Origin of the sequence: Desulfospira joergensenii DSM 10085 (assembly GCF_000420085.1) — a bacterium.
GTDB classification, from domain to species: Bacteria; Desulfobacterota; Desulfobacteria; order Desulfobacterales; family Desulfobacteraceae; genus Desulfospira; species Desulfospira joergensenii.
On the sequence record NZ_ATUG01000003.1, the window covers coordinates 1,036,398 to 1,056,146 of the forward strand.

17 protein-coding genes, 1 tRNA gene and 1 pseudogene are annotated in these 19,749 nt (G+C 47.7%); 11 read left to right on the forward strand and 8 right to left on the reverse strand.

Going from position 1 to position 19,749, the window contains the following annotated elements; translation table 11 throughout:
• Positions 1-3 precede the first annotated feature (3 nt).
• The gene (locus F608_RS0128955; protein WP_161626906.1) at positions 4-2,016 is read right to left on the reverse strand and encodes a TonB-dependent receptor; all 2,013 of its coding nucleotides are present in this window, start codon (positions 2,014-2,016) and stop codon (positions 4-6) included.
• A gap of 576 nt (positions 2,017-2,592) precedes the next feature.
• Between F608_RS0128955 and F608_RS0128965 the strand changes: the two genes are divergently transcribed.
• Genes F608_RS0128965 through F608_RS0128985 form a run of 5 tightly spaced genes read left to right on the forward strand, consistent with a single transcriptional unit; the run spans position 2,593 to position 7,497 of the window.
• Positions 2,593-4,182, forward strand: a complete 1,590-nt coding sequence (locus F608_RS0128965; RefSeq protein WP_022669253.1) for an ABC transporter substrate-binding protein — start codon at positions 2,593-2,595, stop codon at positions 4,180-4,182.
• Entirely contained in the window at positions 4,170-5,156 is a 987-nt protein-coding gene (locus tag F608_RS0128970; RefSeq protein ID WP_022669254.1) for an ABC transporter permease, read from the forward strand. Before F608_RS0128965 ends, F608_RS0128970 begins: the two co-directional genes overlap by 13 nt.
• A 47-nt stretch (positions 5,157-5,203) precedes the next feature.
• Positions 5,204-6,022, forward strand: a complete 819-nt coding sequence (locus F608_RS0128975; protein WP_208599558.1) for an ABC transporter permease — start codon at positions 5,204-5,206, stop codon at positions 6,020-6,022.
• A gap of 3 nt (positions 6,023-6,025) precedes the next feature.
• Positions 6,026-6,823, forward strand: a complete 798-nt coding sequence (locus tag F608_RS33830) for an ATP-binding cassette domain-containing protein (RefSeq protein ID WP_022669256.1) — start codon at positions 6,026-6,028, stop codon at positions 6,821-6,823.
• A 38-nt stretch (positions 6,824-6,861) separates the two neighbouring features.
• The gene (locus tag F608_RS0128985; protein ID WP_022669257.1) at positions 6,862-7,497 is read left to right on the forward strand and encodes an ABC transporter ATP-binding protein; all 636 of its coding nucleotides are present in this window, start codon (positions 6,862-6,864) and stop codon (positions 7,495-7,497) included.
• Between the two features lie 12 nt (positions 7,498-7,509).
• On the opposite strand, the gene F608_RS33835 is transcribed toward F608_RS0128985, so the two are convergent.
• The 3 genes from F608_RS33835 to F608_RS0129000 form a co-directional block, all read right to left on the reverse strand.
• Complete coding sequence (locus tag F608_RS33835) at positions 7,510-7,767, reverse strand: hypothetical protein (RefSeq protein ID WP_022669258.1); 258 nt, start codon at positions 7,765-7,767, stop codon at positions 7,510-7,512.
• Between the two features lie 20 nt (positions 7,768-7,787).
• Positions 7,788-8,207 (reverse strand): rhodanese-like domain-containing protein, encoded by a 420-nt coding sequence (locus F608_RS0128995; protein WP_022669259.1) that lies wholly within the window; start codon positions 8,205-8,207, stop codon positions 7,788-7,790.
• A gap of 234 nt (positions 8,208-8,441) precedes the next feature.
• Positions 8,442-9,035 (reverse strand): PQ-loop domain-containing transporter, encoded by a 594-nt coding sequence (locus F608_RS0129000; RefSeq protein WP_022669260.1) that lies wholly within the window; start codon positions 9,033-9,035, stop codon positions 8,442-8,444.
• A 249-nt stretch (positions 9,036-9,284) separates the two neighbouring features.
• On the opposite strand from F608_RS0129000, the gene F608_RS0129005 reads away from it, so the two are divergent.
• The 5 genes and pseudogenes from F608_RS0129005 to F608_RS33850 all read left to right on the forward strand — a co-directional run.
• Positions 9,285-9,359: transfer RNA gene (locus F608_RS0129005), tRNA-Val, on the forward strand.
• Positions 9,360-10,257: 898 nt separating this feature from the next.
• Positions 10,258-10,542: a transposase gene (locus tag F608_RS0129010; protein WP_022669261.1), complete on the forward strand. Its 285-nt coding sequence runs from the start codon at positions 10,258-10,260 to the stop codon at positions 10,540-10,542.
• A 20-nt stretch (positions 10,543-10,562) separates the two neighbouring features.
• The gene (locus F608_RS37435; RefSeq protein WP_022669262.1) at positions 10,563-10,970 is read left to right on the forward strand and encodes an IS3 family transposase; all 408 of its coding nucleotides are present in this window, start codon (positions 10,563-10,565) and stop codon (positions 10,968-10,970) included.
• Positions 10,971-11,470: 500 nt separating this feature from the next.
• Positions 11,471-12,733 carry a group II intron reverse transcriptase/maturase gene (gene ltrA, locus F608_RS0129020; RefSeq protein ID WP_022669264.1) on the forward strand — a complete coding sequence of 421 codons (1,263 nt, stop codon included), beginning with the start codon at positions 11,471-11,473 and terminating at the stop codon, positions 12,731-12,733.
• Between the two features lie 65 nt (positions 12,734-12,798).
• A pseudogene (locus F608_RS33850) lies at positions 12,799-13,227 on the forward strand (transposase); the annotation flags it as partial.
• A gap of 142 nt (positions 13,228-13,369) precedes the next feature.
• Here F608_RS33850 and F608_RS0129030 read toward each other — a convergent pair.
• Entirely contained in the window at positions 13,370-13,879 is a 510-nt protein-coding gene (locus F608_RS0129030; RefSeq protein WP_022669266.1) for a hypothetical protein, read from the reverse strand.
• A 223-nt stretch (positions 13,880-14,102) separates the two neighbouring features.
• Here F608_RS0129030 and F608_RS33855 point away from each other — a divergent pair, with 223 nt between their 5' ends.
• Positions 14,103-16,121 carry a PAS domain-containing sensor histidine kinase gene (locus tag F608_RS33855; RefSeq protein WP_022669267.1) on the forward strand — a complete coding sequence of 673 codons (2,019 nt, stop codon included), beginning with the start codon at positions 14,103-14,105 and terminating at the stop codon, positions 16,119-16,121.
• 383 nt (positions 16,122-16,504) lie between these two features.
• Here F608_RS33855 and F608_RS33860 read toward each other — a convergent pair whose 3' ends face one another.
• The 3 genes from F608_RS33860 to F608_RS33865 all read right to left on the reverse strand — a co-directional run bounded on the left by F608_RS33860 (position 16,505) and on the right by F608_RS33865 (position 19,390).
• The gene (locus tag F608_RS33860; RefSeq protein ID WP_051148675.1) at positions 16,505-16,942 is read right to left on the reverse strand and encodes an IS110 family transposase; all 438 of its coding nucleotides are present in this window, start codon (positions 16,940-16,942) and stop codon (positions 16,505-16,507) included.
• Between the two features lie 236 nt (positions 16,943-17,178).
• Complete coding sequence (locus F608_RS0129045) at positions 17,179-18,723, reverse strand: IS1182 family transposase (protein WP_022669269.1); 1,545 nt, start codon at positions 18,721-18,723, stop codon at positions 17,179-17,181.
• An 82-nt stretch (positions 18,724-18,805) separates the two neighbouring features.
• Positions 18,806-19,390: an IS110 family transposase gene (locus F608_RS33865; protein WP_051148676.1), complete on the reverse strand. Its 585-nt coding sequence runs from the start codon at positions 19,388-19,390 to the stop codon at positions 18,806-18,808.
• Between the last annotated feature and the right edge of the window lie 359 nt (positions 19,391-19,749).

Below are 19,749 nucleotides of genomic sequence, written 5' to 3' on the forward strand. Positions count from 1 at the left end.
GGTTTAAAATTCATACTTCAGGGTCAATGTACAATTTCTTGAGGCGTTTCCGGCGTAGTAGTTTGTTCCGCCAAGGCTCAGCGCAAACTCTGAATATTTTTCATCAAATATATTGTTAACTGCCAGCAAAACTTTCCAGTTTTTATTAAATTCCTGACTGATTTTCAGATTTGCCACATGAAATCCGTCGGCTGAATTGGCGTTATCCGGTGTAAGATACCAATCTCCCACCTTTCGGTATTCAAGCTGGAAATCGGTTTTTGTCGGGGCCGTGTACCTGATCCACGATGTAAAAATATAATCCGGGACGAACCGGATCTGGTTCCCCTGATTTGTTCCTTCTTCATAACTGGCCTCCTGATGGACCGTATAGGAAGCAAAAATTTCGATATCATCCCGGGGTGTCAGGCGTATTTCAACTTCATGCCCCCTTCTGAGCGTCTCTCCTTCACGGGAATAGGTTCCAGTGGCGTCCTGGGTAATCTCATCGGTGTTGGTACTGTAGAAATAGGCATAGCGGAGAAGAAGCCAGTCCGTCGGCTGCAGTTTGATGCCTGCTTCATAATAATCGATATTTGATTCTTCCGGAGAGTCTGTATTATACCCAGCCTCTCCCAGGGGAAGCTGGAAAGAGGTTCCCATATCCGCAAAAACACTGTATCCGTCGAAAAGGGTGTACACGCCACCGGCAGAGTAAGTGAAGATATCGTAATCACTCATATCCAGACTGGTCCCTGTCAGATAGTGGTTCAGAGTCCCTTCAAATGTATCGAAACGCAGGCCGCCGAAAAGCCTCAGCCGTTCCAGCGGATTGAAATCGGCTTTCACATAGGTTCCCAGGTTCTGCATTTCATATTCGTCATGCCATTTCAAACTTGTCCGGGTTCTGTAGGAAGTGTTATACCTAAAGTCTTCGGTATTATAACTTTTATAATCCACCCCAAAATCCAGGTGAAAATCATTGACAGGCCCAAGATTAAACGTGGGAGCCAAGTTGATTAGCGCACCATACATGCTCTGCTCATAATGGTATTCCTGCTGAGACTGAACAGTAGGCACAGTCCAGAATCGACTGTAGTCGTCTTCCTGGACCCAGGTCTTAAATTGCAGGGGCATATTGTCAGTAATCTGCCAGTCCACATGAACCTGAACTTCGTTGAAGGTTTTATATCCGCCATCATCCTTGGTATTGTCTGCCTTGGGATTGACATCCCACGTCTGCTGCGAGATGTAGCCCGGTGAATCCCATTCCGAGTCAAAGGCATGAACCACAAGCCCCAGTTGAAGACCCTCGGAAGGTCGGTAGTACCATTTTCCATAGGCATTTTTTCTTTCATGCTCGCTGTTGTCCCGGTATCCGTCGGACGTATATCCCTCCACAGAATAGATCTGATTAAATCTTCCGTCCTCAGATTCTTTTCCCAAAGAAGAATACAAATCATAGGTATCGTAGGACCCCAAGCCGGCAGAGACCTTAAAAAAATCTCCTCTTTTACGGGTCTGAAAATCCAGGGAACCGGCCCGGGCATAGTTGCCGTAACGTTTGTCAACAGGTCCTTTTGTCACTGTGACACTTTCGATATCATCCACCATCAGCATGTTCAAATCAATGGAGCCGTCCCCATTGACAATATAGCTGTTCCAGGGAATCCCATCCACAGAGGCGGCTGCCCCCCGGCCGTGCGGCAGGTACCAGCCGCGCAGGGTAAACCCGTTGGGTACTCCGGCAAAATTATAATTCATTATCGTGACCCCGGGAACTTTTCTGAGCAAATCCAAAGCTTGGACCGCATTGGATTCGGCGATCTGCTCCTCACCTATGATATCAACGGAACCGGCGAGTTTTTTCGCCTCATTTTCACCGTATACCACTACATCTCCAAGGGGCATGAATACATCGCCCTGTTTGGGTGTCAGGACCTTTTCAGTTTCATCCTGACTTTCTTCTTCAACCGTTTTCGCAAACACGCCGTTTATGAAAACCAAAAGCAATGTACAGACAATTGCGGGTAACAAACTGCAGCTCATCTTTCTTTTCATTTGAAAAACCTCTTTTTAGTGTTCACAGGTAACAGATAAAAAAAGGTCAAGAAACCCAAGGCCGTGGAACCTGGGTTCCAACGACCGGATATCTTGACCTTCTTGGTCTAAATTATAGTTTAAAACTTACGCAGCCTTCAGGCTACATGTCTATCGTGGAAAAATCTTAGATCACAGCAGTTGATGTATGTCAAGAACAATTACGCGAATAGCGATAGTAAAACAATTACATTTCCAGATGATGCCGATTGACAAAATTTCCAGGATTCCGGCATGGATTCGCTTTTTTCTTGACAAGACCGGCCCAATTTTTTAGAAGTCATTCCAAATCGTATTGCACGAAGCAATACTGAAACTGAATTCCGCATGTAAGAACAACGCAAAGCACGTGGGTTCTTTCATCTTCTGCTGTGCACAAACCAAGATAAAATGCTTGGGTCTGCCATGGCACAATTGTTCATCATAATAATCAGGCCACGAAGGCATATGTTTATCCTGCTGTTGTCGTGGCTTTTTTATTTTCCCGCTGCAGCCTGTTAGAGGATTCTACCCATGTCGTGCACAAGACCCATATTTTTGGGAATAGGTCTCATTATTCTGGCTGCCTTTGCTGCCTTTCCCCTGGATTCCGCTTTTGCCGGGAAAAAAACCCTGGTCCTGGGTTTGCAGGGGGAGCCCATGGACGGCTTTGATCCGATCATGGGCTGGGGCCGGTACGGCAATCCCCTGTTCCAATCAACGCTTCTGTCCCGGGACAACGGATTGAACATTATCAATGACCTGGCCCAGACCTGTGATCTGAGCGCCGATGGCAGGGTGTGGACCATTACGCTGAAAAAAGGGGTGAAATTTTCAGACGGGACCCCTTTAACCGCAAATGACGCAGCATTCACCTTTAACCAAGCCTCCCGGTCCGGCGGCAAGGCAGACTTGTCCAACCTGGACAAGGCAGTGGCCGTGTCATCCCATGCCCTGGAACTGCACCTGAAAAACCCGGATGCCACATTTGTCAACCGCCTGATTACTCTGGGAATCGTTCCCGAACATGCCTACAGCCGAGATTACGGCCGCCACCCTGTGGGATCGGGTCCTTTTCGTATGGTGTCCTGGATGGAGGGCGAACAGATGATTGCCGAGACCAACCCGTTCTACTATGGGAAAAAACCTTATTTCAATCGTCTGGTCTTTCTATATGCCGGCGACGATACCATGCTGGCCGCTGCCCGGGCCGGAAAACTGGACATGATCGTCGTGCCGCCCCACCTGGGAAAACTGAACATCAAGGGCATGCACCGGCACCGGGTCAAAAGCGTGGACAATAGGGGATTGATGTTTCCCATGGTCAAGGATACGGGCAAAACCCATTCCAACGGGGCCAGGATCGGCAACATCGTCACGGCTGACCCGGCTATCCGCCGAGCCATCAATATCGCCGTTTGCCGGCAGGCCCTGGTGGACGGAGTTTTGGAAGGATTCGGCCGCCCCGCCTATTTTATCTGCGACAACCTGCCCTGGGACAATGCCCATAACCGCTTTAAAGACAACCGGATCAAAGAGGCCCAGGACCTTCTGGCCCAAGCAGGCTGGAAAGACAGTGACCGGGACGGGATCCTCGAAAAAAACGGGATTCCGGCAGAGTTCAATCTTATTTATCCCTCTGAACGTGTTCTGCGCCAGGGCCTGGCCTTGGCCGTTGCAAGTATGATCCAGCCCCTGGGCCTCCGGGCCCATGTCCTGGGCAAAAGCATGGATGAGATCCGGCGGCGCACCCATTCCGATGTAATTCTTTACGGCTGGGGCAGCCTTGATCCCATGGAGATGTACCACCTTTACCACAGCCGTCTTGCCGGGCAGGGATTGTATAATCCAGGTTTTTACGCCAATGCCGCAGTGGACCGGTATCTGGATATGGCTGTCCAGGCAAGTGATTTTCATGCCTCACTTGAATACTGGCAAAAGGCCCAGTGGGACGGAAAAACAGGATGCGGCCCCAAAGGGGATGCTCCTTGGGCCTGGCTGGTCAACCTGGACCATGTCTATTTTGTGCGGGACGGCCTGGATATCGGTCTCTCCCGTATGGAACCCCACGGCTTTGGGTGGCCCGTAACGGCCAATATCCGGGAGTGGAAATGGGAAGACTAACCCGTTATCTTGCGGCAAAACTGGGGCGGATGGCTTTCATTATGGCATTGGTCTGCACTCTGGCCTTCACCCTGGTCAGCATGGCCCCCTTGGACCCTGTTTCCGCATATCTTGGGTATGACCGGATGCAGATTTCACCGGCCCAGGAAAAACGGATCATCCAACGATGGGGTCTGGACCGGCCGCCTGCCGAACGTTTTGCCCGGTGGACCGTGAACCTGGCCTCCGGAAATATGGGGACCTCGGTGATTTACAATGAACCGGTTGTACAGGTCATTGCCAAACGCTTTTCCGCCTCGCTCATTCTCATGGCCCTGGCCTGGACTTTTTCCGGAATACTGGGATTTTTCATGGGAATTGCGGCCGGGGCTTTCCCGGGTTCCCTTCTGGATAGGGCCATCCGCCTCTATGCCTATACTCTGGCTTCCGCGCCGACTTTTTGGATCGCCATGATCCTGTTAATAGTCCTTTCCGTGAACCTTGGCTGGTTTCCCGTCTGCTGTGCCGGTCCCCTGGGCATGCCTCCGGAATCGGTTTCCTTTCTTGAACGCCTTCACCACCTGATGCTGCCGGCCTTTACCCTTTCGGTCATCGGAATCGCCCAGATTGCCCTGCATACCCGGGAGAAAATGGTAGAGGTTTTTCACTCTGATTTTGCCCTTTATGCCAAGGCCCTGGGCGAAAGCAGGCTTGGGATCACCTTTTTTCACGGGCTGCGGCATACTTTGCTGCCGGCCCTGACCCTGCAGTTTGCCGGTTTCGGTGAATTATTCGGCGGCGCAGTACTGGCCGAGCAGGTCTTTTCATACCCGGGGCTTGGCCAGGCAACGGTGGAGGCCGGGGTCCGCGGAGATGTGCCGCTGCTCCTGGGCATTGTTTTGTTTTCATCCCTGTTCGTGATTTCCGGCAATATGATGGCAGACCTGCTCTACCTTGCAGTGGATCCCAGGATCCGGGCCAGGGAGGGGGAGTAATGACCTCCGGGGGTTTTCCATTCGGATCCGGTAAATTGGCGATACGCTTGCCTGGACAGCGGGGGCTCAGCCTGATCATTTTCATGTTCTGCCTGGCACTGGTTGCAGGGATACTTGCCTGGGCATGGCAGATGGGAAACCAGGGGCTGAACCCACAATTGTCCATGCGCAACCTGGCTCCCAGTCCGGCCCACCCCTTTGGCACGGACTGGCTGGGCAGGGACATGCTGACCCGGACACTCAAAGGGCTGTGCATCAGCCTTGGCATCGGCATGAGCGCAGCTATTTTCAGTTCTGTGATTGCGATCACCCTTGGAATAGCGGCCGGGATCATGGGAAAAACAATGGACCGGATCGTGACCGGACTCATCGACGTGATTATGTCCGCCCCCCACCTTGTACTGCTCATACTCATCTCTTTTTCCCTCGGGGGAGGGGCAAAAGGCGTCATCATATCAATCGCTCTGACCCACTGGACCCGTCTGGCCAGGATCATCCGGGCTGAAGTTATCCAACTTCGCTGGGCCGAATATATCCGAATCAGCCCCCGGCTGGGACGTTCAAAGCCGTGGATCATCCGCCATCACATGCTCCCGGCCATTGTTCCCCAGTTTATGGTGGGCCTGCTCTTGACCTTTCCCCATGCCATCCTGCATGCGGCCGGGCTCACCTTCCTGGGATTCGGGCTCTCCCCCCATACCCCTGCGATCGGGATCCTGCTCACGGAGGCCATGCGCCACCTGTCCACCGGGCACTGGTGGCTGGCCGTGGCCCCGGGCCTCAGCCTGGTGGCCATGGTCCAGCTCTTTGATCTCATGGGCAACCGGCTCAGGATGCTGACAGAACCCAAAAGCAGTCAGGATTAGCCCATGCTGAAGATCCATAACCTGAGTATTTCATTTCAGAGGCCCAGGGGCTTTTTTTCATTTGAACGAATCTCTCCTGTCCGCTCTTTGAACCTGCAGCTGCGAAAAGGGGAGCTGATGGCCGTGGTCGGGGAGTCCGGCGCCGGAAAAAGCCTGATGCTTCATGCCCTGCTGGGGCTTTTGCCCAAAAATGCCCGGGTAAAAGGCGAGATCCTTTACAGGGGAGCCCCCCTGACCACCGCCAGAATCCGGCAGCTCAGGGGAAAGGAGATTGCCTTTATTCCCCAGAACCTGGGATTTTTAAATCCCCTGATTCCCGTTGGAAAGCAGGTGGCCCGGGCAGCCCGGCTTAGCGGAAAGAGCCGGAAAGCCGCAGGACTGGCAAGGGATGCCGTGTTCAGGCAATACAACCTGGAAAGCCGGGTCAAGGATTTGTATCCATTCCAGATTTCAGGAGGCATGGCCCGCCGGATCCTGTGCGCCGCCGCTGTAGCCGGTGAACCCCGCCTCATTCTGGCTGACGAGCCCACCACAGGACTGGATGCCGAGAATACCGCCCTTTCCCTGGACCTTTTAAAGGACCTCTCCCGACAGGGGTGCTCCATCCTATTGATTACCCATGACCTGAAAGCAGCATTGGATATAGCCGACACCGTTTCCATCTTCAAAGAAGGCTGCTGTGTCGAAACGGCAGGTGTCGGCCGGTTTAAAACACCGGCGGCCCTGAACCATCCCTATTCGAAAAACCTTTACAATGCCCTGCCCCAGAATCAATTTATTTCGGCAGTGGCGGATCTCTAAAACCATGAAATTCCAAAATGTTACACAAGGCAAGGACCATGTTTGAAATCAAAAATGTATCCTTTTGTCACGGTTCTGACCTGAACTGGATTTTCAAGGACTTCAGCCTGAGGGTGGCCCCGGGACAGGTGGTGGGGCTAAGCGGACCCAGCGGCAAGGGGAAAACAACCCTGGGCCGGATCGCCGCGGGCTTTCTGATTCCCGGGAAAGGCCAGGTTCTGATGAACGGCAAGCCTTTGGAAAATCAGGGGTATCATCCGGTACAGATGGTTTTCCAGCATCCGGAACTGGCAATCAATCCCCGGTGGAGGGCTGGTAAAATCATCCGGGAAGGATTTTCGCCCGATGCAGGGCTGCTTGAAAAATTCGAAGTATCCGGCACCTGGCTCTCCCGTTACCCTTGCGAGCTTTCCGGCGGACAACTGGCACGCATCTGCCTTGTCCGGGCCCTGGGACCCGGAACCCGGTTTCTGATCACGGATGAGGCAACGGCCATGCTCGACCCCCTGACCCAGGCCCGAATATGGAAATCCCTGCTGGCCCATTGCCGCCGCCACAGCATCGGGATCCTGGCCATCAGTCATGACCGGGCACTTCTTCATAGGATCGCCGATCAAACAATCCTGGACTTTGGAATCAAGAACACTGATCAGGAAAAAGCCTTAAAGAATTAGCAAAACGCAAGCCTAGCTCATAGAATCATACTTGAATTTTGTACGTGTATTTGATTTACGGGTCGTTCCAGCCTCCCGGGCCGCCTTTTCCAGATCATCCATGAGTTTCTTCAGATCAAGGCTGTACTTTTCCGCCACCTGATCCAGGGTATTAAAGAGCATGTTGCAGCAGATGCACTCCCCGGCCCGGGCATCGTATCGTTTAAAGACCTTTTGGGTGGGCTTCCATTTGGCAACGATGTCCAGCACCGTCATTTCCGCTTGAATCATATCAATCGTGATCCGCCGGGTTACTGACCGGTTTCCACCAGATCTTTATAGGGCCATCCGGCCATTCCCTTCTCAAGGATGAGCAGCCGGTCTTCGGGCACATTTTTGGACTTCATATAGTCGTAGCACCGCTTGGCACCGCCGCCGCCCCTGGGGCAGACCACGACAATGGGCGTATCCTTTTCCATGGATGTACGGATGGCATCCTCAATTTGGGCCTTCTCCCCATCGGTCTTTACGGGATAGGCATAGGTGGCAATAGAATTCGGCAGGTGATGGGCCTTAAACTCATCCGTAACCTGAATATCCACGATAGTAAAGAGTTTTTGGGTCTCAATCCAGGTCTTGACCTTTTCCGGGGAAACGTAATTATAGCCGGAAGCCAGTGCCGAACCCGCGAAAAACCAAAAGACCGCAATGATCATGAGTAATTTTTTCATTATATCGTTCCTCGTCTCTATTTTTAAAAGTGTTTACTGCCCGATTTTAAAATTTTAGCCCATGGGGAATTATTTTGAAAATTGTTAATTTCAATGTTTTCAAGGATATCAATAGGTGCGGCAGATGAGAAGGAGGCCTGACAAAAGGACGATTGCAGCCTTCATAAAGCCGGAAACCTGGCCCGGACTTCCTGAAATAGAGTATGGATCCGGCTCTCTTCCAGGCCATGAAGCCTATATAAACCTGTTTTGAATCTTTCTTTTGTTCATCAGTTTCAGCAGGACAATCATAGTGCTGGTGGACAGCTGGAACAAACCAAAGATCATAATGGAATAATCATGTTCCAGGATAGAATATCCCCCCCATACGAGCCCGTCAGAAACCGAGAACAACCATGTCCCGAGGGAGAGATCCGTCAGATCTTCCTCCTTAAAGGCAAGGTAGAGTTGAGGGGTATTTGACACGAGAATACTGATGGGCAGAATCATTCCGAGTCCCGCCTCTTTTGCAAAAACAAATCCGGTAACCAGAACAAAAAACCAGACCGGAGCAATCCTTATCTTGGCGGGCTGACGCCTGAACTGCAGCGCAAAACAGGCAATCAAAAGGAAAACAACAGCAGAGGCCCCTGTGGCAAGGGTCACAAAGGGCTGTTCAGTCAAAATGCCATAGGCGGCCCATCCGAATCCGACGATTGCGCTTGTTGCTGCCGTATCAACGGATACGCCCAGGGCTTCCCTTGACCGCAAGAGGCGCAGAAGCTGCGGAAGGGCCCGGACAAGTCCGATAAGGGTTCCGGCCATGCCGAGAATGGAAGATATGCTCATTTTAGCCCTTTGCTCTCTTTGGTTTTATGGAATCCATATTCCTCTTTTCGATGACCAAGAATATAGATCTAAAGGATTTCCCCCTGTCTGTCCAGGGATAAAAACATGAAACACCAATGAAAAAATTAAGGGTAACATACTGGCTGTAAAGGGGAAAATCCCCTGTCCCCGGCCCGGGAAAATTGTTCTCTTGACCAAAGCCGATAAAAAGAGTAATTCTTATCTGGATCAGATGGACGAAAAAACATCGGGCGGTTAACTCAGCGGGAGAGTGCTACCTTCACACGGTAGAAGTCACTGGTTCAATCCCAGTACCGCCCACCAGTAAAATAAGGCACTTACAGAAAATTCTGCAAGTGCTTTTTTGATTTATGTGCCCAATCTGTGCCCGGTTTGATTTTTGTACCTAATTCTGTGCCCTACTATTCAAATTTATAAAAGTGGTTTTCAGGCTATTTTTCATAATTAAGGTTCGGATTATGGTAGTTTATTCACCTGAATGAGCAGTAAAAGTTTAGGGAAGCCCGCTTTTTAACCTGAGATCCCCTCTAAAATCTCACGCTCGCTATCATAACAAATTCAGCTTGATAAGATCACAAGACGAAATATCCTGAGCATGTTTTTAAAGATAGCGGGTCATAAACGCAACAAGGCTCAAAGGATTTTGAGTCCTAATTTACAGCAAATGGATACAAAATAATGCAGACAAATACCATTACATATTAAATTGTTTATTCCGTAATATTAAATTGTTACGAACAAAATGCAAATATTTGCAAATAAAAACAAAAGAATTCAAATTACAACATCTTTTCTGGTGAATGTTACCCAAATGTTACCCAAAAGCTCTCGTGCACATTTAAACTTTCAAAATTTCCTATTGGCCGTTCTGTGCCGACCCAGATCTTTCCAGTTTGTGGAGACAGAGAATTTCATTTAACAATAAGGCTTTATTCCCGTTAAGAGTTGGAGAATGACGATTGAAGGTCATTGACAGTAATGGTTTTTGATCGCTACAGGAGGGATATTTATTAACGGCCGTAAGTATCAAGATTTTTCAACTGCCAATAAACGTCAATTAAAGTAGCCAATACACCGACACCGAAAAGGCAGTATAAACAAAAGGAGCGCGTTCCGTGGGTAGTATTTACAGAAGTGCGGTGGTCCCCAGAATCCGAACAATGTGCTAAGCTCTGATTCATTAACATGAAAGGAGTTGGCAATGACCACCAGGAAACGGAAACAGTATTCACCTGAGTTCAAAGCGAAGGTTGCGTTGGCTGCCCTGAAAAATGAGCAAACAGTAGCCGAGTTGGCAGCGCGGTATGAAATCCACCCGACAATGATCAACACCTGGAAACGGAATCTGCTTAACGGCGCCGCAGATGTGTTCGATAAAAATCGGAATCAAAAAAAACATATGGATACCAAAGTAGATGAGCTTTACCGCCAAATTGGCAAATTAAAGGTGGAAAACGATTTTTTGTCGAAAAAGCTCAACTTTTAAGTCGAACAGAACGTAAAAAAATGGTCGATTTCAATAATCCTCGGATCAGCATTGTTCAACAATGTAAGCTGCTTAAGGTAAGCCGAACCTCGGTATATTACCGCCCCAAAAAAGTTCGTCGTCTGGATCTTGAGCAGATGAGACTGATTGATGAGCAATATTTAAAAACCCCGAATTATGGAAGCCGATCAATGCGTACTTTTCTGCAAAGGTTGGGCTATAAAATAAGTCGTAAGCGTGTCCGGAGACTGATGAGCATAATGGGATTACGGGCCATATATCCAAAGCCGAAAACAAGTAAGAAGCACCCGAGGCACAAGGTCTATCCCTATTTGCTTCGTAAACTGACAATAAACCGTCCCAATCAGGTTTGGTGTGCGGATATCAGTGTGCTGCAGCAACGCAGAGGTCCCATTGCCAATGCGTGAGAAGCTGCTTAAGAGATGGAGGAATCGACCCTCCGGAGTCTGCCTGCAGGGGCCGGCTTCAAACCACCTCCAGCGGCGTTGGTCAAAAGCCATTGTCGTGAGCGTGGAGGGAAAAGGCGTGATAGACACGTCAGGTATGAACTGAGAAGGCGAACACCAGTGAACCATCATTCAAGTGTCGAAAGTGCATTAGATGACATCAAAACCGGGGAGGTTTTGTTACCCCGGGATGAGCCCATCGGAAACCTGTTTACTGGGTGGGCGGTGTCCGGCATAGAGATGGCGCGATCTCAGTTTGGGCTCTTATGCGGAACTGCAGGAACCTGTGCTGTGATAATAAGGGAGACGGCCAAGAGAAGAAACCTCAAGGCCCAGAGTACCGATGCACAGTACAGGGGCGGACCGACCCGTAGTAGCGGAGAAGGGGCTGTAATGGACCTGGAGCGAAGGGGTCGGGTTGTCCTGCCAAAGTCTTCGTCAACCCGAAAGGGGAGGAGCGGATGACCCAGGCAAAGTCATTTGATATACCGAAAAGCCTTGTATGGGAAGCATACAAGCGTGTTAAGGCAAACAGGGGAGCTGCCGGAGTTGATGAACAGTCGCTCAAAGACTTTGAGACGTCACTCGGTGACAACCTGTATTTGATTTGGAACCGCATGTCCTCGGGGAGTTATTTCCCTCCTTCGGTGAAGGCGGTTGCAATTCCGAAGAAGTCTGGAGGTGAAAGGGTTCTTGGTATACCTACCGTTTCCGATCGAATAGCGCAGGCAACAGTAAAACTAATGCTGGAACCTGAGCTTGAACAGTATTTCCACTATGATTCTTACGGCTATCGGCCGGGAAAATCGGCTCATCAGGCCATCGCAGTGACCCGTAAGCGTTGCTGGTGGCATGATTGGGTGCTGGAATTCGACATCAAGGGGTTATTCGATAATATTGACCACGGACTTCTGATGAAAGCAGTTCGACACCATACAAGCTGCAGATGGGTTATACTTTACATTGAACGCTGGTTGACAGCACCAATGCAGAGGGCGGACGGGACGATCATAAAAAGAGAGAGAGGCACTCCTCAAGGAGGCGTTATTTCTCCTTTGCTCGCCAACCTGTTTTTGCACTATGCATTTGACAAGTGGATGAGCCGTAATTTTCCCAAGTTACCCTTCTGCAGATATGCTGATGATGCACTGGTGCATTGTCGCAGCCTCAAACAAGCCCAGTATCTGCGGAAAAGACTCGATACACGCATGAGAGAGTGTGGATTAGAATTGCATCCGGATAAAACCAAGATTGTATATTGTAAAGATATCAACCGAAATCAAGAATATGACACCATCCAATTCGATTTTCTGGGATATACATTTCGACCCAGGCGCTCGAAGGATCGCCATGGACGCGTGTTTGTCAATTTTACACCTGCAATCAGCCGATCTGCAGCAAAATCCATAAGACAAACCATTAGAAGTTGGCGCCTTCAATTAAAGAGTGAGAAGTCAATTGAGGATTTGGCCCATATGTTTCGGGCTGTAATCAATGGATGGATGAATTATTATTGTAAATTTTATCCTTCGGCCTTTGCACCCATAGCGAATCATATGAATATATTTCTGATGCGCTGGGCAACACGGAAATACAAAAGGCTACGAGGCCACAAACGCCGAGCCATGCATTGGCTTGGACAAATAGCGCAACGTCAGAGGAACCTGTTTCCTCACTGGCGCGCAGGCTTTGTGCCACCGACTGGGGCAATGGGAGCCCGGTGAGCTGAGAGGTTCACGCCGGGTTCTGAGAGAGCCTGGGGGTGAGATCCCCCTGGGCTACTCACCCATACATTCCTCTTGCCAAAGGTTTTATGTATCTTGTGGCAATTATGGACTGGTATAGTCGGAAAGTATTATCCTGGCGGCTTTCCAATACCCTTGAAACGGCATTCTGTATTGACACTCTTGAAGATGCGATACATCAATATGGTTGTCCCGAAATATTCAATTCAGACCAGGGGAGCCAGTTCACCAGTGAGGCCTTCACTGGAGTCTTGAAGGAGAACGCCATCCGGATCAGCATGGATGGCCGTGGTCGTTTTCGTGATAATATTTTCATTGAACGGCTATGGTGGACTCTGAAGTATCACTATTTGTATTTAAGGGCGTTTGAAGGAGGTTTGAAGCTCCGCCAAGGACTGACACAATGGTTCCTGTACTACAACGGGGAACGCTTTCATCAGTCACTGGACAACTGGACACCAGATGAAATTTACTATAATAACCAAGAACGAAAGGCGGTCGCATAGGGTTACTGCTGCCTGTTTTTTACACGCCCTCCGGGCGCATAAAAACCAGTCACCCGTGCGATGTTTTTCTATTTTTTAATTTTTTTAAAAAACAGATTCAGAGCTTATCTTAGGCCCTTGGCTGTTCATTCATTAGGGTCCAGCGCAAAGAATACCATAGAGCCAAACAAAACATAGATTCATGAAAAATATTCAAAGGAATCCAGACCTTTCCCCAACTAGCTCGTGATTGTATTTTTACGATAACTTTCTGGATGAAAATATGGAGACCAGACCATAATATAGCTGTTCCAATAAGAATCGCCCCCAACAAGATAAATTCGTTGAGATTTTCAGCATATGACATAAAAGTAGCGAATACGCCAATTAAAATTAGGGTTAATATGTCAAAATAAAATAAGAATATAGATCTCTTTTCCTCAAATAAGTGATCGACCCATAGCTGGCTCACTGAACCAGTTAAAAATCTTAAATAGAGGAATGCTGCAATAAGAAAACAAAGATTTTTGTATTCGAATAAATCGTGGCCTGATTCAATATCAAGCAAATGCTTAAGCCCAAAACCTATCAAAGCAGCAAAAAAACTTACAACAGTTGTTAGAAAACCTTTAAATTTCATTTGATTACCTCAATCTTTATTCAGTTAAAAACACAAAAGCTGAGTATAAAAAACTGTGTATTGACTATTCATTGAAGCTGATTTTAACGCTCGTTCCAGATCGAAGATATTTTTGATTTTTTAAAAATTATTCTATACAGTTGAATGTAATAACGCAACATACCAAACAACATTCACATATCAGGACTATCTATAATCTATGTGAACTATTGGAAGCAACGAAATGAAAGATGAAGATAAATCCAAATCTCAACTAATTGATGAACTGCAGGAGATGCGGAAACGATTGGCGGCCTTAACCTGCTCCTTAGAGGATGTGGAACGGAAACAAACCTTGGCAACCCTGGGCCTTGCCAAGGTCATTTTTGACAAAGCGCCCATCGGCATTTGGATAATGGGAAAGGACGGTGAAGTCCTAGATGTCAATGAACAGGGATGCAACAGTCTTGGTTATACAAAGGAAGAGCTATGCCACATGACGGTCTTTGACTTTGCTCCGGGATATACCCCCGAGGATTGGGCTGCTGGCACGGCGATTCTGAATAAGGGCGGTACTCGTATAGTAGAAGCCCTTCATCAGCGAAAGAGCGGTGAACTCATTTCGATTCAGGTCATACAAAATCTAATGCGATTCGAGGGCCAGGAGTTCCGTGTGGCTTTTGTTCAGGATATTACCGAGCGCAAACAAAATGAAAGCAGGCTGCGGGAAAGCGAACAATTGCTCACTAATATTTTGGAATCCATGAATGAAGGGATTCTGGTCCTCGACAGTGAATTTCGCTATACGATCTTCAATAAGGCTATGGAGCTTATCACTGATACCCCAAGAAAGAAGGTTCTCGGCCAGCGACCGTGGGATATCTTTCCTTTTGTAAAGAATTCACCAATTGAAGAAAATCAGAGAAAAGTGATGAAAGGTGAAATGGTCGAAAGTGTGGAGGTCTATTCTTCCTTGCCTCATAATCCCAATTTGTGGACAAGAGACAGTTTTTCGCCTATCAGAGACACAGATGGGCGTATAATAGGGGTGGTTGGCGTTGTCAGCGATATCACCCAGCGTAAGCAGGACGAAGAGGAATTGCGCCGCCTGCGCAACTACCTATCCAATATCATCCACTCTATGCCCTCCGTGCTGGTGGGGGTGGACAGCGAGGGGATAGTGACCCAGTGGAATCGCCGGGCTGAGCAGGTGACCGGCATTTGTTCCGAGAAGGCTCTCTCTCAGCCAATAGACAAGGTGTTCCCCAATCTGGCGCCTGAAGTTGACCGCATCAAGACCTCCATCCAGGAGTGCCGGGTGATCAGTGTCCCCAAAGTTTCACGCAAGCATGAGCAAGAGGTTCGCTATGAAGATATCACCATCTACCCACTGGTAGCCAACGGTGTGGAGGGTGCAGTGATCCGGCTGGATGACGTGACCGACCGGGTGCGTATAGAAGAGATGATGATCCAGAGTGAGAAGATGCTGTCCGTGGGAGGTCTTGCAGCAGGCATGGCCCACGAAATCAACAATCCTCTTGCTGGGATGATACAGACGGCCAATGTGATGAAGTCAAGGCTGGGAGGCTTGGACATGCCTGCAAATCTAAAAATTGCAGAGGAACTCGGCGTCTCGATAGAAAAAATCAGGGCGTTCATGGAGAAAAGAAGCATCTTTAAGATGCTCGATACTATCAATGAATCCGGCCAGCGGGCGGCTGAAATTGTAGAAAATATGCTCAGCTTTGCAAGGAAATCAAATGCCGTGCTTTCAACCCACCATCCAATTCAACTGATGGACAGAATCCTTGAACTTGCCGCCACTGATTATAATATGAAAAAACAATATGATTTCAAGACAATCAAAATTGTTAAAAAATATGAAAAGGACCTGCCTATGATTTCCTGTGAAGGGGCAAAAATACAGCAGGTATTGTTGAATATTCTACGCAACGGCTCCCAGGCTATGCAGACGGCAAAAACTAAATTCCCAAGATTTATCCTTAGGATTTTCAGTAAAGGGGAACCTGAAATGGTCAACATAGAAATAGAGGACAACGGACCAGGGATGGATGAGCAGACCCGATTAAAGGTGTTTGATCCTTTTTTTACGACCAAACCGGTGGGGGAGGGTACAGGACTCGGACTGTCAGTTTCTTATTTTATCATCACCAAAAATCACAAAGGTACAATGGACGTTATTTCTGAACCAGGAAAAGGAACGAATTTTATTATTCGACTACCGGTTGACAGGGAAAAGTAAAATTTTAAAAGCGACACTTATGTCTTCCATGAGAAGGCAAGTCAAGTGTTCGATTCACGAACCTCATCTTTTTGGGTGTTCAGATAACCACTCCCGGTTAGCGGAAGTGGAAGCCAGTCCCTGAGAATGGGCACCACAAACACTGCCCGTCGGAAGGGATTGGCTTCCGCTGGAGCGGGTATTTAACTCCCCATTTTCATAAACCCATACCGCCACGCTTCCATTCGCACTCTTATTGAGGTTTGCCTTTACCTCGGTGCATGTTAAGATCCGCCGGCAGGAGCTGCAATCTATTAGGCGCACTCGTTTTTCGTTATCGGCAGATAACCGGTGCAAGACATAAGCCGCAGTCTCCTGGACAGGGCGTCAGGGTCGTCTTTCATTTATGCCGTGCAGACGGCTGCACTTTTATAAAAAGGGTTGTATGGCTTTTCACCAACCCATAACTGGTGGAGTAGTACCGCTATTTTTCTTGCCACAGCAACAGCAGCACGCTTTTTTGCATTTTTGCCACCTCTTGCAGCAATTGATACGCCATATTTCCTAAGATCACTGTCAGGACCAAAAGGACCAATGATATAGTGTCCACAACTAACCAGTAATGCTCTCAAGTAGGAATTACCGGCTTTGCTGATCCTCAATTGTTTATCGCATTTCCCAGACTGACCTCGCTTTGGTGTTAACCCTATATACGCTCCTAACTGTCTACTTTTGGGGAACCGATAGGGATCATCTATTGTCAAAACATAAGCCAAAGCAGTAACAGGGCCAACACCGGGAACTTGAAGAAGCTTGTGGGTTTCTGGGTACTTTTCGCACAACTTCCTGATCTGACGATTCAATTCTTTGATTTTTATAGTCAGGTGGTCAACGAGTCTGTAGAATAAGTCATTTTTAGGCGGTAGTCATTTGCCGCTATGGAATTATTCTCAGCCTCTTGTTTTTTATTATTCTATGTTAATTCTGTCGTTAAAATCGATTACGCTATTGTAACTGTCTCTTAAGACCGCAATATCAGCCTCTGATAAAGAGAGATCTGTTCCCCCATGCCCTTCCTTTATGTGGCTGGGATCGAACCATACCGATGTATCTTTTTCAAATTATGCAAAGCGCAGAACAGCAGCCATTGACAATTAACCTTGATTTTCCCTCTCAAAGTGAACCTGTCCAACTTTATCGTATGCCGAATATGGCCAAACACCGGTTCTACTGTCCCGAGCCGCTTGGAATAAATCATCCGACCCAAGGCGGAGTCGATTTTTTGTTTCATCCTTTCCGTGGCTGTGTCCGGGGCATCTTTGTTCTTTGTCCCGCTATGAAAATATGCCACCGATCTCTTGGGAGATCTGTCTGGATGACGAAGGCATTTTGATCTGAGCTTACAAGGGCCGCAAGCGGATTTAGGCGCCTTGAATCGCGTTACAAAATTGCCATGGGTATCGAAACCTCTGCCACTTCGGTAAAGCCGCTTTCCGGCCGGACACATGCAAAATTTAAAATCAGGATCAAAATAGAAGTCTTCTTTTGAATACAATTGGGATTTTTTCCGTTTTCCTGCGATCTCTTTACGATGCCTTTCTTTGTAGCGGTCATTATCTTTAAACCGGGGATCTCGTTTGCGGAACCGGTTATCGGCCACATAGGCGTCAATCCCTTCTTTAGCCAGCATATCCATATTGTCCTTGGTGTGAAATCCGCTGTCTGCTGTCAAAAGGGTCTTTTCAAAAACACTATCTTCCAGATTGCCCTTTGTGGATTCAATCATCGGTTTCAACAAATCCTGTTCTGGCCCTTTTCCATAGGCTTCGGCACCCACAATCACTTGATGTTTGCTGTCCACCATGGCCAGGCCGTTATATCCCTGGATATAACCTTTCGATGATTTCATTTTGGCAGAATCGTTATCAGTGATGTTGGACTTTATGGGTTTGCTACCGGCACCCGGTTTATCATCATTGTCGTTTACCCATTCACGGATCTTTTTAATCTGCTTTTGAAGCGTTGCCATATACTTTGCATCGGACTCGATGATATTGTTTTTCTCTTCAATGTCATCGATTTGCCGGTGCTTTTCAATGATATGTTCTATGGCTTTTTCAAGTTTAAGGGCTTTTTTCTTAAAATCGGCCTTGGTGCCGCTCCATTCCTTTGAGGCATTGGAAGGCAGCTTACAGCCGTCCACAGCAAACATTTCCCTGCCGATCAGGTTCATCTCATCGCAGATAAGGATGATTTCTTGAAACAGAGCGACAGCCTCTTCATCCTGGCTGGAAACAAAATCAGCGATGGTCGTGAAATGAGGTCTTGTATGAGCGGACAGGGCCATGAAGATAATGTTTTCTTCGCAGCATTGGGAGATTTTCCGGCTGGATGTGATCCCCCTTGAATAAGCATAAAGAATTATTTTTAAAAGGATCCTGGGATCATAGGCAGGAGCCCCGGTATCATCGTTTTTATACCGTTTGTCGAAAACACTCAAATCCAGTTCATTGTCAATCAAATGACTGAGGGTATATTCGAATGTGCCCGGAAGGATCTGTCTGTCAAAATAGACCGGAAGGAAAACACCTTGATCGTATGAATAGTCTTTATATTTGGCCATTTTTTACTCTTGTCTGGTCTGCGGTTTTTCTATTTGTTTTAAAGAAAAATCTAGCACAAAACGATAAGAATCTCCAGTGTTTTCAACCTTTTTCTACAGCTTCAACAGTTAAAATTAACGGCTCAATAGAGTCTTTTAGCTCCTTGGGTATATGCTCCGGTGCCCTTTTGGAAAAACTGCCCGTACTGCATTTGGGTATCCGGTAACCGCAAGTTTTTGAAACACTTCTAATATGAGTGATAAGTCGAACCCTATTTCTTACCAACGCATCCCTCGCTTTGATTACACTCAAATCTGCATAAGCCTGTCTGTCTCGATGTTTAATCGGCCATAAAAGCCTTGGTTCAACCCGGCATACCATCGCCAGTATTCTGGCATCCCGTTTATCTGATTTCTCGTAGCTATCCCAAATAATTCTTAGTTTTCTGGGATTACCAACATAAACAGTGCAACCGATTTCGTTAAGCAGTCTGCTTATCCAGGGGGAATGAGTACCAGCCTCTATAGCAACGGTGGGGCTTTTATAACGGGAAAAAAATTTTCTAAGAGAATTTTCTGTATTCCGGATACTCCCCGTTTCTATTTCTTCTCCGGTTTTATCTAAAACCACAACTATGTGGCTCTGGTCCCCCAGATCCATTCCAATTGTAATGTTATTCTTTTCCATGGCTGGCCCCCCCTTTGCTGAATTTATCTTAACCGTGAAATTATACCACGGTGGGCTCCAGCCTTCTCATCCTATCTATTATCAGTCGCTTTCAATGATAATTGCCAGACCACAACATCTGATGGTTGGGTTCAAATCGGAAAATATGAGCGCTGATACCATGATTGATGACCTGGGTATTTCTCAAACGGAAATCGCATTATTTGGATTTCATATAGACCAAATATTTTTTCTTGTAAATTATATGGATGCAATATATCCATTAAAATGACAACAAATTGTGACTTGGCCGACAAATCTGTGAATTATGTAAAAGAAGGCTTGTAAGGCGTTTCACTTATAAATTCGGGTTTTTGACC

Bases quoted from the DNA above. Each gene is read 5' to 3' on its own strand.
- F608_RS0128965 (WP_022669253.1), top strand. From the start codon at position 2,593: ATGTCGTGCACAAGACCCATATTTTTGGGAATAGGTCTCATTATTCTG.
- F608_RS0128970 (WP_022669254.1), top strand. From the start codon at position 4,170: ATGGGAAGACTAACCCGTTATCTTGCGGCAAAACTGGGGCGGATGGCT.
- F608_RS33830 (WP_022669256.1), top strand. From the start codon at position 6,026: ATGCTGAAGATCCATAACCTGAGTATTTCATTTCAGAGGCCCAGGGGC.
- F608_RS0128985 (WP_022669257.1), top strand. From the start codon at position 6,862: ATGTTTGAAATCAAAAATGTATCCTTTTGTCACGGTTCTGACCTGAAC.
- F608_RS33835 (WP_022669258.1), bottom strand. From the start codon at position 7,767: ATGATTCAAGCGGAAATGACGGTGCTGGACATCGTTGCCAAATGGAAG.
- F608_RS0128995 (WP_022669259.1), bottom strand. From the start codon at position 8,207: ATGAAAAAATTACTCATGATCATTGCGGTCTTTTGGTTTTTCGCGGGT.
- F608_RS0129000 (WP_022669260.1), bottom strand. From the start codon at position 9,035: ATGAGCATATCTTCCATTCTCGGCATGGCCGGAACCCTTATCGGACTT.
- F608_RS0129010 (WP_022669261.1), top strand. From the start codon at position 10,258: ATGACCACCAGGAAACGGAAACAGTATTCACCTGAGTTCAAAGCGAAG.
- F608_RS37435 (WP_022669262.1), top strand. From the start codon at position 10,563: ATGGTCGATTTCAATAATCCTCGGATCAGCATTGTTCAACAATGTAAG.
- ltrA (WP_022669264.1), top strand. From the start codon at position 11,471: ATGACCCAGGCAAAGTCATTTGATATACCGAAAAGCCTTGTATGGGAA.
- F608_RS0129030 (WP_022669266.1), bottom strand. From the start codon at position 13,879: ATGAAATTTAAAGGTTTTCTAACAACTGTTGTAAGTTTTTTTGCTGCT.
- F608_RS33855 (WP_022669267.1), top strand. From the start codon at position 14,103: ATGAAAGATGAAGATAAATCCAAATCTCAACTAATTGATGAACTGCAG.
- F608_RS0129045 (WP_022669269.1), bottom strand. From the start codon at position 18,723: ATGGCCAAATATAAAGACTATTCATACGATCAAGGTGTTTTCCTTCCG.
- F608_RS33865 (WP_051148676.1), bottom strand. From the start codon at position 19,390: ATGGAAAAGAATAACATTACAATTGGAATGGATCTGGGGGACCAGAGC.